Origin of the sequence: Bifidobacterium sp. SO1 (genome assembly GCF_018555335.1) — a bacterium.
GTDB lineage: Bacteria > Actinomycetota > Actinomycetes > Actinomycetales > Bifidobacteriaceae > Bifidobacterium > Bifidobacterium simiiventris.
Genome location: NZ_JAFEJR010000001.1, coordinates 336,875 through 350,228, shown reverse-complemented (window position 1 = coordinate 350,228; position 13,354 = coordinate 336,875). Strand labels below are relative to the sequence as shown.

Annotated in this window: 11 protein-coding genes; all 11 read left to right on the top strand. The window is 64.8% G+C overall.

Going from position 1 to position 13,354, the window contains the following annotated elements:
• Positions 1-43: 43 nt before the first annotated feature.
• Positions 44-1,045, top strand: a complete 1,002-nt coding sequence (locus tag JS541_RS01590; protein ID WP_214372576.1) for a polyphenol oxidase family protein — start codon at positions 44-46, stop codon at positions 1,043-1,045.
• Positions 1,046-1,138: 93 nt separating this feature from the next.
• Positions 1,139-2,068 (top strand): IspD/TarI family cytidylyltransferase, encoded by a 930-nt coding sequence (locus JS541_RS01585; protein WP_214372574.1) that lies wholly within the window; start codon positions 1,139-1,141, stop codon positions 2,066-2,068.
• A gap of 60 nt (positions 2,069-2,128) precedes the next feature.
• The gene (locus JS541_RS01580; RefSeq protein ID WP_214372572.1) at positions 2,129-2,794 is read left to right on the top strand and encodes a pyroglutamyl-peptidase I; all 666 of its coding nucleotides are present in this window, start codon (positions 2,129-2,131) and stop codon (positions 2,792-2,794) included.
• Positions 2,795-3,068: 274 nt separating this feature from the next.
• The gene (locus tag JS541_RS01575) at positions 3,069-4,427 is read left to right on the top strand and encodes a DivIVA domain-containing protein (protein WP_214372571.1); all 1,359 of its coding nucleotides are present in this window, start codon (positions 3,069-3,071) and stop codon (positions 4,425-4,427) included.
• Positions 4,428-4,584: 157 nt separating this feature from the next.
• Positions 4,585-5,931 carry a C1 family peptidase gene (locus JS541_RS01570; RefSeq protein ID WP_214372570.1) on the top strand — a complete coding sequence of 449 codons (1,347 nt, stop codon included), beginning with the start codon at positions 4,585-4,587 and terminating at the stop codon, positions 5,929-5,931.
• Between the two features lie 488 nt (positions 5,932-6,419).
• Positions 6,420-7,550 carry a 3-deoxy-7-phosphoheptulonate synthase gene (locus JS541_RS01565; RefSeq protein ID WP_217625302.1) on the top strand — a complete coding sequence of 377 codons (1,131 nt, stop codon included), beginning with the start codon at positions 6,420-6,422 and terminating at the stop codon, positions 7,548-7,550.
• Positions 7,551-7,626: 76 nt separating this feature from the next.
• Positions 7,627-8,853 carry a 3-deoxy-7-phosphoheptulonate synthase gene (locus tag JS541_RS01560; protein ID WP_214372569.1) on the top strand — a complete coding sequence of 409 codons (1,227 nt, stop codon included), beginning with the start codon at positions 7,627-7,629 and terminating at the stop codon, positions 8,851-8,853.
• A 15-nt stretch (positions 8,854-8,868) separates the two neighbouring features.
• Positions 8,869-9,576, top strand: coding sequence for a 5'-methylthioadenosine/S-adenosylhomocysteine nucleosidase (gene mtnN, locus JS541_RS01555; RefSeq protein WP_214372568.1), 708 nt, complete (start codon positions 8,869-8,871; stop codon positions 9,574-9,576).
• Between the two features lie 120 nt (positions 9,577-9,696).
• Positions 9,697-11,013, top strand: a complete 1,317-nt coding sequence (locus tag JS541_RS01550) for an ATP-binding protein (RefSeq protein ID WP_214372567.1) — start codon at positions 9,697-9,699, stop codon at positions 11,011-11,013.
• Between the two features lie 153 nt (positions 11,014-11,166).
• Positions 11,167-11,871 carry a response regulator transcription factor gene (locus JS541_RS01545; RefSeq protein WP_214372565.1) on the top strand — a complete coding sequence of 235 codons (705 nt, stop codon included), beginning with the start codon at positions 11,167-11,169 and terminating at the stop codon, positions 11,869-11,871.
• 281 nt (positions 11,872-12,152) lie between these two features.
• On the top strand, positions 12,153-13,301 hold the full coding sequence (locus JS541_RS01540; RefSeq protein WP_214372563.1) for a phosphate ABC transporter substrate-binding protein PstS: 1,149 nt from the start codon (positions 12,153-12,155) through the stop codon (positions 13,299-13,301).
• The last annotated feature ends 53 nt before the right edge of the window (positions 13,302-13,354 follow it).

Here is a 13,354-nt window from a genome sequence, read left to right as displayed (position 1 = left end):
GGTGCCGTTGGGCTGGCCCCGTGGCCCCGCTAGGATGGGAACCATGAGCAATGAGCAGCAGTATGACGACGAGATTCTTGACAGCAATGCGATCAGCCCGACCGATGAGACCGGCAATCCGATTCCGGTGACGATCCCGATCGCGCTCGCGCCCGGCGTGACGGTCGTGTACACGACGCGACTGGGTGGCGTGAGCGCCGGCGACTTCGGCGACTGCAACCTCGGCGGCAAGTCCGGCGACGATCCGGCTGCGATCGAGGCGAACCGCGTGGCGCTCGCCAAGCAGCTCGGCTGCGGCCTGTCGCTGGTCAGCCAGGTGCATTCCGCGACGGCGGTCGACGTGGACGAATCGTGGCATCTCAACACGCCGTTCGGATTCGACGTGTCCGGCACGCCTGGCCTGGCCGCCGACGGTACCGACGAGCCGACCGTGGTCGAGGCCGACGGCCAAGTGACCAGCCGCAAGGGCGTCGCGCTCGGCATGTTCGCCGCCGATTGTCTGCCGGTGCTGTTCGCCGATCCGGTCGCCGGCGTGATCGGCGCGGCGCACTGCGGCCGCCGAGGTCTGGTCAAGGGCGTGATCGGCGAGACCGTCGATCTGATGGTCGCCAAGGGCGCCGAACGCGGCCGCATCGTCGCCACGCTGGGCCCCCGCATCTGCGGCGACTGCTACGAGGTCGGCGATGAGATCGCCGACGAATTCCAGAACCGTTTCCCGCTCACCAAGACGACCACGCGCTTCGGTGGTACGGGCATCGACATCGCCGAAGCCGCGATGATCGACCTCGCCTTCGCCGGCGTGAACCAGGTCGTCGACTCCATGCCGCGCATCCACGCGGCCACGCAGTACCTCGAGGCCGACCCCGAACTCGCCGCGCTGTGCACGTCGGACGGCGAAGGCCCGACGTCTCTGGCCGAACGCATCGCGAACGTGAGCCACAGCATGTGCACGCTCGAAAACCCGCTGTGGTACTCGCACCGCCGCGCCGCGCTCGCCGGCAAGACGCGTGAGGGCCGTCTGCTTGCGCTCGTCATGATGCAGTAGCGTCGCGCGGCGGAGGCTCGTCAACCGCGCATATTCCGTGCAGAAGGTGTGGCACACGCCACACTTGTCTGCCAAGCAGTTACGGTGGTGCGTATGAGTCAGAGCAAGAGAGCATCCAACGTACCCGTGGTCGCGGTCGTGCTGGCGGCCGGTTTCGGCACGCGCTTCGACCCGGCCAATCCCAAGCAGCTCGTCTCGGTCGGCGGCAAGCCGATCGTGTGCTGGAGCATCGAGGCGTTCGAGTCGAACCCGCGCATCACCGACATCATCGTCGTGGTCAACCCGACCGTGCGCGCCACTGTCGAGGAGCTCATCGAACAGGCCGGCTATCCGAAGGTCCGCATGATCATCAACGGCGGTGCCGAACGCGTCGACAGCACCGAGGCCGCGCTGGGCGCGCTCGCCGACGCCGGCATTCCGGCCGATGCGAAGATCCTCATCCACGATGCGGTGCGTCCGTTCGTCGAACAGCGTTCAATCGACGGCTGCATCGACGCGCTCGACGAACTCGATGCGGCCACGGTCGCGTTCGCCAGCACCGACACCGTGCTGCTCACCGAATTCCGCGACGGACGTAAGGTCGTGCGTCAGGTGCCCGACCGTCCGCACACGTTCCGCGCGCAGACCCCGCAGGCGTTTCGCTTCGACACGATCCGCCGAGCGTACGAACTCGCGTCGGCCGATCCGTCGTTCCACCCGACCGACGACACGCGCGTCGTCGTCGACTATCTGCCTGACGCGGCGGTCGCCGTGGTCGACGGCAGCGAGTCGAACCTCAAGATCACGACGCTCGCCGACATGCCGACCGCGGAACGGATCGCGGCCGAACGACTCGGCGGCGTGGCGAGCGGACCGTCCGCGCACATTCCTGGCACGCCGGCCGACCATCCGGCTTCGACGGGATATCTGTCCGGTGACGCCGCCTCCTTCGGCCCGTCCGAACACACCTCGATGACCCGCGAGGAGGCCAAGGCCCGCATGCACGCGATCTTCGCCGAGGCCGCGCGCGGCATGCGCCGATAGCCCGCGCGAACAGGCAGATCCAAGCCAGACCCAACAGAACCGAGCCGTGAGGACAGCATCATGCAGCAGATCAACGTGGTGATTTCCGGATTCGACCATTACGACGGCGTGGCCGTGAACCCGTGCGTCGACGTACCGCGCACGCTCGCCGAACGCGGTGTGGCCGACCTGCCGGACGGGATCGAACTTGCCGTGCACGCGGTCAGCCTGCCGGTCAGCTATACGCGCGCATGGGAGTCCCTGCACGACACGCTGGAATCGGTGCGTCCCGACATCGTCATCGCGACCGGACTCAAGCACACGGCCCGCGGCGTACTGCTCGAGCGATGCGCCACGAACCAAATCAGCAACGGTCGGCCGGACGCGGACGGCATGGTTCCTCCCACCGGTCCGATCCGTGCGGACGGTCCGGCCGCGTATTGGACGCGTCTGCCGCTGCGCTCGATCCTGCGCGATTTCACGCGCGACGGCATCCCCGCGTCGCTCAGCTCCGACGCGGGCACGTTCGTGTGCAACTCGCTGTTCTACCGGCTGATGGACTGGACGGCGAAACGCGATCATGCGCTGAGTGGATTCGTCTCGCTGCCGCGCGCCGCCGAGGATCATGCGGTCGCGGACGGTCACGGTCTGCCGATCGACCGTCTGGTCGCGGCCTGCGGCGACGTGATCCGCGAGACGATGCGCTACCGGCTCGAGCCGTCGTCCGGCGACATCCTGATCGCATGAGCGCTGCGTGCGGTTGTACGGGGGCATGCGCGGTTGCGCGGGACTTCGTCAGACGCGTGACTCTCGCGTACCGACGGCGTGATCGGTGAGCATACACATGTCGCGAAACGCCGCGAATCACGCCGTTGACTGACTTTTGGTCGAACAGAGCATGAGACTTCTGTGAGGATACGCGTCTCCCAGCATGTATTCAGCTCAAATGCGCTAAAGTTCTGGCGTGGATGGTCCCGTTCGGGGCTGGGGTGTCTGAACAGATGGTTGAAAGGATGTTGGCATGGTGGATCGGTTCCCGATCGTGTGGCACGGGTACGACAAGGACAAGGTGGACGAGGCGTTCGATACGGCGCAGAGCACGCTCGTCTCGCTGCGTGAGCAGATCCAGCAGTACGACCGCCAGATTCTGAGCCTGCAGTCTCAGCTGCAGGAGGAACGCAACAAGAAGTCCTCGCAGAAGAACTCGTTCGCCTCGCTCGGCGCGAACGCGCAGCAGATGCTGGCCTCGGCCGAGCAGACCAGCGCCGAGCTGCTCTCGCGCGCCAAGCAGGACGCGCAGTCCACGAAGGACGCGGCGCAGGCCCAGGCCGAGACGCTTATCAACAACGCGCGCCTGGACGCGCAGCACATCGTCGACGACGCGAACGCGAAGGCGAAGTCCATCCTGCACGACGCCGAAACGCAGGCACAGACCACGACCACCACCGCGCAGGAGGAGGCCGCGCAGCTGCGTGGCGAGACCGCCAAGATCGTTTCCGAACAGCGCCAGACCACCGAACTCGAGATCAACAACGCCCGCGAGGAGCACACCAAGCGCATGGCCGCCGAGAAGGCCAAGCAGGAGCGTGAGCTGAGCGAGCTCAAGGCCACCGCGACCGCGCAGATCGCCGCGCAGCGCAAGGCCGCCAGCGAGGAGATCACCCGTCTCAAGTCCGAGAACAACGACCAGATCGAAGCCGCGCTGGCTGAGGCGAACAAGAAGCTCGCCGATGTGCGCGAGCAGGTTTCCAAGATGCGTTCCGACGCGCAGCGCAAGGCCGCCGAGATCACCGACGCCGCCAACGCGAAGGCGCAGGGCATCCTGGACGAGGCCGAAGTGCACTGCACCAAGACCATGAGCCAGGTCAACGCTGAGGTCGAGCAGATTCGCACCGACATCGCCGCCCAGCAGGACGACGCCACGAAGAAGGTCAACGCGCTGCTCGATCACCTCGAGGAACGCCGCGTCGCCGCCAAGAAGGAGGCCGACGAGCTGATCAGCAAGGCCAAGACCGTGCGCGAGGAGGCCGACGAGTACGCGGCCGCCAAGCGCAAGGAGGTCCAGTCCCAGGCCGCCGAGATCCTGCACAAGGCCGATGTGGACGCCGCCGCGCAGGTCGAGGAGCGCCGCCAGGCCGCGCAGTCCGAGATCGACGGTCTGACCGCGCACATCGCCGAGCTGCAGCACCGCGAATCCGCGATCACGCAGCGCGTCACCGAGCTCAAGGCCATGTTCGCCAGCGCGTTCGGCAACTTCATGACCGCGCCGGTCGACGGTGACGATGCCGACGGCAAGCCGGACGCCGATCAGACCGCGCCCGCCTCCGGCGACGACGATGCGGCCCCGGCCGACGAGTCCAGTTCCACCGACGCGAAGTGAGCGGTAACACGCTTCGAGTAGACTGATCACTGTTTGTCGTCACGGCACCCCGCGCCTGCGGTTTGCGGTCAATCTGACCGCCCGCGCACGGGGTGCCGTGGCATGTCCGGGCCTGCCGCAGCACGCAGGTCCATCATTTCGATACAAAGGAGATCGCATGAGCGAAATCACCGCGCTGAGCGCCGACGCGCTGGGCAAGCTGCGTGACGAATTCGATGCGGACGGCACCAACCGTCTCGCCATGAACGCTGTGACTGCGGCCGGCATCGACAAGGTCGCCCGCAACTACGACCGTGCCCGCCTGCTGCAGCGTCGTTTCTCGACGATCGTCGATAACGGCGAGGTCACGCACCAGGATCGCTCCGGCCGTTGCTGGCTGTTCAGCTCGCTGAACGTCGCGCGTTTCGTCGCCAAGAAGAACATGAACTTGAAGGAGTTCGAGTTCTCGCAGAACTACGCGATGTACTACGACAAGCTCGAGCGCGTCAACTACTTCCTCAAGGACGTGGCCGCCCTCGTGGCCGCTGGCGAGCCGAACGACTCCCGCCTCATCAAGCACCTGCTCGATGACGTGATGGGCGACGGCGGCCAGTGGACGATGGCCATGAACGTGTACAAGAAGTACGGCGCGGTGCCGAAGGACCTGTTCCCGGAGACCGAGTCCTCCAAGAACACTGGCCCGATGAACACGCAGCTGCGCCACATGCTGCACACTGCCGTTGCGCACCTGTTCGCGGCTGCTGGTGATGAGGCGAAGACCGCCGAGATCGTCTCCGAGGCGACCTCCGCCGGCCACCGCATCCTGACCATCCACCTCGGCGAGCCGCCGGTCTCCTTCGACTGGGAGTGGACTGACAAGGACGGCGAGTTCCACCGCGACGGCGAGATCACGCCGGTCGAGTTCTGGAAGAAGTACGTCGGCTCCGCCGATCTCGAGAGCTACGTGTGCCTCGTGGACGATCCGCGTCAGGAGCACGCCAAGGGCAAGAAGATCGGCATCGAGCACCTCGGCAACGTGGCGGGCGGCGACCCGACCGAGTACCTGAACGTGCCGAACCAGTTCATGAAGGACTGCGTGCGCCAGATCCTCGAGGAGCAGGGCATCCCGGTGTGGTTCGGCGCGGACTGCGGCCCGTTCATGGACCGCGTCAACGGTGCATGGGCGACCGACCTGTTCGAGTACGACAAGGTGTACGACTTCGACTTCGACCTGAACAAGGAAGATCGCGTGCGCTACTGCGATTCCGCGATGAACCACGCGATGGCGTTCGTCGGCGTGGACGTGGCCGAGGACGGCAAGACCACCCGCCGCTGGCGCGTCGAGAACTCGTGGGGCAAGGACATCGCCGACAAGGGCTACTTCACCATGAGCGACGACTGGTTCACCGAGTACGTCTACGAGGTCGCCGTCCCGAAGGCGATGCTCCCCGCCGAATACCAGGCCGCCCTCGACGAGCCGGCCACGATGCTTCCGGCTTGGGACCCGATGGGCGCTCTCGCTTGATCGAGCCCAGCGGGCTCGATCAGGCGAGAGCGCCCGAGCTGCTGAGCCGTCAAGCGGAAAGTCCAGTGGACTTTCCGTAGGCTCAGCGCACGGCTGACAAGCCGTGCGGTACAGCGAGGGCAGAAAACAGCCTCGCCGTAGGCGAGTCCGTAATTGCGTAAGCCCAGCAAGGCTTGGCTTCTAGAGCTATCCCGCGTGGCGGTTTTTGCTCGCTGAACACCCACTCAGCGAGCAAAAACCGCCACGCGCATATTCGCGAAGGCCATTCAAAGCAAAAACGCCAACTCCTCGGCTCCCTCGGCTGAGGGAGCTGTCGAGCACAGCGAGACTGAGGGAGCGTACACCCAACCACCTCCACAAAATCGCGAAGGTCGCATACTCGCATCCCATATCCACATTCCAGTCCCGAATTTCCCCATTCCGCACCCCTCGGCTATCCTATGTTCGGTATCGCTGTACGTAGGAGAAAAGCAGAGGAGAGCATCACGATGGCAGGTCTTCGCGGTCCGGACAGTTCCGAGGACGAGCGTCGCTTAAGCAAGAACGCCGTGTTTCCCGAAACGGTCGACGTGAACATCCGCCAGCTCGACCCGATCCCGGCCCCGCGCTATTTCCTCAAGGAACTGCTCCTCACCGACGAGATGAGCGATCTCGTCCTGCAGTCGCGCCAGCAGATCCGCGACATCCTGCACGGTCGTGACGACCGTCTGCTCGTCATCGTCGGCCCGTGCTCCATCCACGATCCCAAGGCCGCGCACGAGTACGCGACCAGGCTCGCCGCGGTCAACAAGGAACTCAACGACCGTCTGCTCATCGTCATGCGCGTGTATTTCGAGAAGCCGCGCACTACGATCGGCTGGAAGGGCCTGATCAACGATCCCGATCTCAACGGCAAGTTCGACATCCGCAAGGGCATGTGGCTCGCTCGTAAGGTGCTCACCGACGTGCTGTCGCTGGGCCTGCCGACTGCGACCGAATGGCTCGACCCGATCACCCCGCAGTACATCTGCGACCTCATCAGCTGGGGTGCGATCGGCGCGCGCAACACTGAATCTCAGGTACACCGCGAGCTCGCGTCCGGCCTGTCGATGCCGGTCGGCTTCAAGAACGCCACCGACGGTTCGATCAAGCCGGCCGCCGACTCGTGCTATGCGGCCGCGTTCGAGCATCACTTCCTGTCCATCAACCTTGACGGTCGTGTCATTTCCGCCGAGACCAAGGGCAATCCGGATTGCCATCTCGTGCTGCGAGGCTCGAACACCGGCCCGAACTACGACGCGGAATCCGTGGCGCAGGCGCTTGCCGACCTCAAACAGTCGAAGGCGTCCGGTCCGAGCGAGCATGGCCTGGTCATCGACGCGGCGCACGGCAACTGCGGCAAGGACGAGAAGGTCGAGGCTGAGGTCGTGGAGAACATCGCCTCGCGCATTGCGGCCGGCGAACAGGGCATTCTCGGCGTGATGATGGAAAGCTTCCTCGTGGCCGGCCACCAGAAGCCCGCTCCGCTCGACCAGCTCGTGTACGGCCAGTCGGTCACCGACTCGTGCGTGCCGTGGGACCGCACTGAGCAGCTCCTGCACACGCTCGCCGACGCGGTCGCCACGCGTCGCGCCGCCTGATCGTTGCCCCGGATCTCGCCGTTTGTTCCCGTGATTCCTTATCCTTGGGGGAAGATCAAGGAATTAAAGGAGCATCATGCAGCAGCAGAACAACATGGGGGACGCCGTGCACCACGCCGGCCCGCAGCCGCTGAACACCCCCGAGGAACTGCGCGCCATCCGTCAGGCGATGGACGAGGGCAAGAATCCGCTTATCGCCACCGACGTGCCGCGCTGGGAAGATCAGGTCGGCGTCAGCCGCATCGTCAACCGCCGCATCCTCGAACTCGAACCGTTGCCCACGCCGGCGCAGGTGCTGGCCGAACTGCCGCTCGACAAGACCGCGCAGGAGATCGTCGCCTACTCGCGCGACGAGATCCGCGCATGCCTCTACGGTCAGGACGACCGTCTGCTCGTGATCGTCGGCCCGTGCTCCGTGCACGACCCGGCCGCTGCGCTCGACTACGCGCACCGGCTCGCGCGCGTGATGAAGGAGGTCGAGGGCGAACTGCTTATCGTCATGCGCGTGTACTTCGAAAAGCCGCGCACCACGGTCGGCTGGAAGGGCCTGATCAACGATCCGGACATCGACGGCACGCACAACATCAAGAAGGGCCTGCTGCTCGCCCGCAAGACGCTGCTCGGCGTGCTGGGGGAGGGGCTGGCCGCCGCGACCGAGTTCCTCGAGCCGACCAGCCCGCAGTTCATCGCCGACGCGGTGAGCTGGGGTGCGATCGGCGCGCGCAACACCGAATCGCAGGTACACCGCCAGTTGGCGTCCGGCATGTCCATGCCGATCGGCTTCAAGAACGCGACCGACGGTTCGGTCAAGGCTGCGGTCAACGGCTGCTTCGCCTCCGCGCAGCAGCACACGTTCTTCGGCATCGACCACATGGGCCGCGCGTGCGCGGTCGAAACGCTCGGCAACCCGGACTGCCACGTCGTGCTGCGCGGCTCGATCCACGGCCCGAACTACGACGCGACGTCCGTCGCCCGTGCGATGGACGACATTCGTGCGATGATGCCGGCCGATTCGGCCGCCGCACATGGGCTGATCATCGACTGTTCGCACGGCAACTCCGGCAAGGATGAACACCGTCAGGCCGAGGTCGTGCGCGACATCGCGCGGCGCATCGCCGACGGCGAGACCGGCATCACCGGCGTGATGATGGAAAGCTTCATCGAAGGCGGCAACCAGCCCGCCGCGCCGCTCGACCAGCTCGTCTACGGCAAGTCGATCACCGACAAATGCATCAGCTGGCAGGAGACGGAGCGTCTGCTGCACGAGCTGGCCGATGCCGTCTCCACTCGCCGCTGGAAGTGACTGAAAGGAACCACCATGACCACCATCGCCATCATCGGCGCGCTCACCGAGGAAGTCGCGCACATCGCCGGCGCGCTCAACAATGTCGAACACGACGTCGCCGCCAGCCTCGACGTGTCGCGCGGCACCATCGACACCACCGACGGCAAGCAGATCACCGTTGCCGCAACCGTCGGCGGCATGGGCCTTGTCAACGCGGCCGCCACCACGCAGCGGCTCATCGACGCCTACCAGCCGGACGCCGTCATCTTCTCCGGCATCGCCGGCAACCTCAACCGCAACCTGCACATCAACGACGTGGTGCTCGGCGGCACGCTGCGCTATCTCGACACCGACATGCGCCTGGTCGGCCAGTGGACGCCTGGCACGGAAAGCACGCCGGTCGAGGAATTCCACTCCGACGATCGTCTGCTCGCGCTCGCCGACGCGGCGCTGAACGACATGGGCATCACGCACATCACCGGCATCATCGCCTCCGGCAACTACTTCGTCGACGACCCGAGGAAGGTCGAGCAGGTCATCCACGACACCGGCGCCGATGCGGTCGAAATGGAAGGCGCGGCCGTGGCCCACGTCGCCGCCCGCAACAGCGTGCCCGCGCTCGTGATCCGTGCGCTTTCGGACAATGCGGACACTGATTACGAGGTGTTCAAGGAGTTCGACATCTCCGAATACGCGAATACCGCCGCCGCACTCGCCGTCAACATTCTCAAGCGGATGTAGTTCGCTCCGTCCCGCCTCAACATGAACAACCGTTGAACTTACGTAGTCGCGCGTGGAAACTACGCATGTCGGCCACTACGCTGGAAGCCGTACATTCGTTTCGTGCGGAAAGGTTGTTCCATGACATGGTGGCAGATCCTGCTCATCGTGCTGCTGGCGATGGCCGCGGCCGCGACCGTCGCCGCCGTGCTCGCCTATGATGCGGGCCGGCGGCGCGGCGACGCGCGGGTCGCCGACCTGCTGCGCGACCCCGCCCGACAGTCGCTGTTCGGCGAGGACATGCCGGTACGCGACGCCGAACGCGGCCTGATCGAGGTCGCCCCCGAATCGGTCATCATCTGCGACGCGAAGTGCAACGTGCGCTACTTCAGTCCCGGCGCGAAACAGTTCGCACTGGTCGATCACGGTCGTCTCGACTCCGACGAGATCAAGGATTTCCTCTCGCTCACTATCGCGGACGGTCGTGTGCGTGAACGTGAGGTGGCGATTCCCTCCGACCGCGACCACCGCGCCGCCGCCCCGTCGGACGGTCGCGGCGTGCGCCCCGGACAGGAAGTCCCCTCGGATCTGCTCTATCTGCGGGTTCGCGCCGGTCGCATTGTGGACGGTCTGTACGCGGTGTTTCTCACCGACATGAGCGAGCAACGTCGTTTTGAGGCGATGCGCCGCGATTTCGTCACCAACGTTTCGCACGAGCTGAAGACCCCGGTCGGCGCGATCTCGCTGCTGGCCGAGACGATCACCGACGCGGCCGACGACCCGGATGCCGTGCGCTATTTCTCCGGTCGTGTGGCCAAGGAATCGAACCGGCTGACCGAACTCGTACGTCGCCTGATTGACTTGCAGAAGGCGCAGTCGATGGAGGGCGTGGTCGAGATGAAACCGGTGTCGGTGATGACGGTCGTGCGTGATGCGATCGGCGAGAACCAGCCGCAGGCTGACGCCAAGCACATCGACATCCGCCTGACCGACAACGGCACGGCGGTGCCGCTCGCCGTGCCCGCGGACGATGATGCCGAGGTTGAAACCGGTGACGAAGTGACCGTGATGGCCGACGACGAGTCGCTCAAAACCGCCGTCAAGAACCTCGTCGAAAACGCGATCCACTATTCGCCCGCGCATACGGTCGTCGCGGTCGGCGTCGCGCAACGGCGCGGCAAGGTCACGATCCGCGTGGTCGATCAAGGCATCGGCATCCCCGCCGAGTCGCTGGGCCGCGTGTTTGAACGGTTCTACCGCGTCGACCCGGCGCGCTCGCGCGAGACCGGCGGCTCCGGGCTGGGGCTAGCGATCACCAAGCATTGCGTGCAGGAATGCGGCGGTACGATCTCGGTATGGTCGCGCGAAGGTGAGGGCTCGACATTCACGATCGAGTTACCGGCGGCGGACGATACTGCGACGAAAGACAATCGTAAGGATGCGAAAACCGAGGCATGACTACGTTGATATAGTCGGCGCAATCGGTTACGTAGTTTAGGAAGTTCGTCATATTCGGTTCACCGAGCGGCTACGATAAGGCTCAGCAGTGAGATCGTCGCCTGTGTCGGGACGAGATGAGACGAAATCAATCGAGGAACAGGATAAGGACAGATGACCCGTATTCTTATCGTTGAAGACGAGGAGTCGTATCGAGAACCGCTGGTGTACCAGCTCACGCGCGAGGGCTACGACGTGTCCGCGGCCGCGACCGGCGAGGAGGGGCTGGAACTGTTCACTCAAGGCGGGTTCGACCTGATCCTGCTCGACCTGATGCTGCCCGGGCTGGACGGTACTGCGCTGTGCCGCAGGATTCGCGAGCAGAGCCGTGTGCCGATCATCATGCTGACCGCCAAGAGCGCGGAGATCGACAAGGTCGTGGGCCTCGAGATCGGGGCGGACGATTACGTGACCAAGCCGTACTCGTTCCGCGAGCTGCTCGCCCGCATCCGCGCGGTGCTGCGGCGCAACCAGATGGTCGCCGAGGTCGCGGGCAGCGCGGACGGCGACATGCCGCTGACCTGCGGCGACATCGTGATGCACATCGGCCAGCATCAGGTGAGCGTGCGCGGCGAGAACGTGTTCTTCCCGCTCAAGGAATTCGAGCTGCTCGAATACCTGATGCAGAACAAGGGGCGCGTGATGACGCGTCACCAGCTCATCGACCGGATCTGGGGATCGGATTACGTGGGGGACACCAAGACGCTCGACGTGCACGTCAAGCGCGTGCGTGCCAAGATCGAGGTCGATCCGGCGCATCCGAAGTACCTGACCACCGTGCGCGGACTGGGATATAAGATCGATAGTCCAACGGAGTGACGGGCTTTGCCCGTCACGCAGTGTTCGGCGCGTGCGCCGGTGCGCACGGCTACAGACAGTCCACGGGACTGTCTGTCCACAGAGTGACGAGCGAAGCCCGTCGCGCAGTGTTCAGCGCGTGCGCACGCCCCGGCTATGTCAAAAACGACGTAGCCGGGGCGTAGTCGTATTGATTGGCAACTGTTCATCTTACGTTCACCGATTTTGGCCGGTGACCCCCAAAATCTCCCATAACCTTGAACTGTCAAAAAGAAATATTGACAGAATAGAGAGAAATAGACATGCGTAAGAATGTGCTTTTCCGCTCCATCGCGGCCATTTCGGGCATCGCGATGCTGGCTTCCCTCGCGGCTTGCGGCGACAACACCACCGCCTCCACCGACAACGGCTCTTCCAACAACAACTCTTCCGACACCACCTCCAAGTCCGAGCCGATCTCGGGCAACTTCAACGGCGCCGGCGCCTCCTCGCAGCAGGCCGCCGTCGAGGCGTGGGTCGCTGGCTTCCAGGGCACCAACCCGGACGCCAAGATCGCGTATGATCCGTCCGGCTCCGGCGCCGGTGTCAAGACCTTCCTGACCGGCGCCACCGCGTGGGCCGGCTCCGACAAGGCCCTCGCCGACGAGGATGTGGACAACTCCAAGTCTGTGTGCGCCGCCGACACCACCGCGTTCGACGTCCCGGTCTACATCTCCCCGATCGCCGTGATCTTCAACCTCAAGGGCATCTCCGACGCCGGCAAGCACATCAACATGGACGCCGCCACCATCGCCAAGATCTTCGACGGCAAGATCACCAAGTGGAACGATCCGGCCATCGCCGACCAGAACAAGGACCTCGACCTGCCGGACACCGCGATCACCGTCGTGCACCGCTCCGACAAGTCCGGCACCACGCAGAACTTCGTGAGCTACTTCAAGGATCAGGCCGCTGACGCATGGTCCTACGATCTGTCCGAGAACTGGCCGAACGAGGTCGGTCAGGGCGCCAAGGGCACCTCGGGCGTCGTGAACACCGTCAAGCAGGCCGACGGCACCATCGGTTACGCCGACTTCTCCGCGGTCGGCGACCTCGGCACCGTGGCCGTCAAGGTCGGCGACAAGTACAGCGAGATCTCCGCTGACGGCGCGACCAAGGTCATTGACGATTCCGAGCTCGACTCCTCCGTCAAGGGCGACAACCGCGTGGTCGTCAAGATCAACCACGCCACCACCACCGAAGGCGCCTACCCGATCGTGCTGGTTTCCTACATGATCGCCTGCCCGCAGTACAAGGACACCAAGACCGCCGAGTTCGTCAAGTCCTGGCTCACCTACGTGACCAGCTCCGACGGCCAGAAGGCCGCTTCCCAGGCCGCCGGCTCCGCTCCGCTGCCGGACTCCATCGCCCAGAAGGACGCCGCTTCCATCGAGGCCATCAAGACCAAGTGAACCGGTCATCCGGACGCTGACTGAAGTGAAATCCTGTAGGCCGCAGTCGCATC